This is a genomic window from Saccharopolyspora soli, assembly GCF_022678645.1.
Classification (GTDB): domain Bacteria; phylum Actinomycetota; class Actinomycetes; order Mycobacteriales; family Pseudonocardiaceae; genus Saccharopolyspora; species Saccharopolyspora soli.
In genome coordinates this window covers 1-1,530 of sequence record NZ_JALBWV010000160.1, presented here as the reverse complement: position 1 = coordinate 1,530, position 1,530 = coordinate 1, and the positions used below count along the sequence as shown (strand labels likewise).

Genomic DNA, 1,530 nt, shown 5'->3' with positions numbered 1-1,530 from the left:
CAATGACCAACCCAAGCCGACCACGACTGACGCCGGGATTCCGGTCGCCAGCGACGAACTTTCCCTCACCGTGGGCCCTGATGGTCCGATCCTGTTGAACGATCATTACCTGATCGAGCAGATGGCGAACTTCAACCGGGAGCGCATCCCGGAGCGCCAACCACACGCCAAGGGCAGCGGCGCGTTCGGCCACTTCGAGGTCACCAACGATGTCAGCGCCTACACCAGGGCGGCGGTGTTCCAGCCGGGCACCAGGACCGAGACGCTGATCCGTTTCTCCACTGTGGCCGGTGAGCGTGGCAGCCCGGACACCTGGCGCGACCCGCGTGGTTTCTCGCTGCGGTTCTACACCTCCGAAGGCAACCTGGACATCGTCGGCAACAACACGCCGATCTTCTTCATCCGTGACCCGATGAAGTTCCAGCATTTCATCCGATCGCAGAAGCGTCGGCTGGCCACCAACCTGCGCGACCACGACATGCAGTGGGACTTCTGGACGCTCTCGCCCGAATCGGCGCACATGCTCGCCTGGCTGATGGGCGACCGGGGCATCCCCAAAACCTGGCGGCACATGAACGGCTACTCCAGCCACACCTACAGCTGGGTCAACGCCACCGGGCAGACGTTCTGGGTGAAGTACCACTTCATCACCGACCAGGGCATCGAGTTCCTCACCCAGGCCGAAGCCGACGAGTTGGCCGGCAAGGACGGCGACTACCACCAACGCGACCTGTATCACGCGCTCGAGACCGGGGACTTCCCCAGCTGGACGCTGAAGGTGCAGATCATGCCGTTCGAGGACGCCAAGACCTACCGGTTCAACCCGTTCGACCTGACCAAGGTCTGGCCACACGCCGACTACCCGCTGATCGAGGTCGGCAAGCTGACCCTGGACCGCAACCCCACCGACCACCACACCGAGATCGAGCAGGCCGCCTTCGAACCGAACAACCACGTGCCCGGAACCGGGCTGAGTCCGGACAAGATGCTGCTCGCCCGCGGCTTCTCCTACGCCGACGCGCACCGCGCCCGGCTCGGGGTCAACTACAAGCAGATCCCGGTGAACACACCCAACGCGGAGGTCAACAGCTACTCCAAGGACGGCGCGATGCGAGTGCACAACGCCTCCGATCCGGTGTACGCGCCCAACTCCTACGACGGCCCGCAAGCCGACCCCTCGCGTATCGCCGAACCGAGCTGGCACGCCGACGGCGACATGGTCCGCGCGGCCTACACCCTGCGCTGCGACGACGACGACTGGAGTCAGGCAGGCACGCTGGTCCGCAAGGTCCTCAACGACGAGCAACGCCAACGACTGGTGGACAACGTAGCCGGGCACCTACTCGACGGCGTCTCCGAACCGATCCTGCTGCGTGCCTTCGTGTACTGGAAGAACATCGACAAGCAGGTCGGCGACCACATCGAACAGACCGTCCGCGACGGCGGTTGACCCAGCCATGGCCCGTCCCCGCAGCCGGGGACACGGGGACGGGCCATACCCACAACCCAACACCGAAAACGCCGCCGTCC

Annotated in this window: 1 protein-coding gene; it reads left to right on the top strand. The window is 64.9% G+C overall.

What is annotated here, in order from left to right:
- On the top strand, positions 1-1,450 hold a 1,450-nt coding region (locus MOQ72_RS44065; protein ID WP_242192025.1), incomplete at its 5' end, for a catalase.
- Positions 1,451-1,530: the final 80 nt, after the last annotated feature.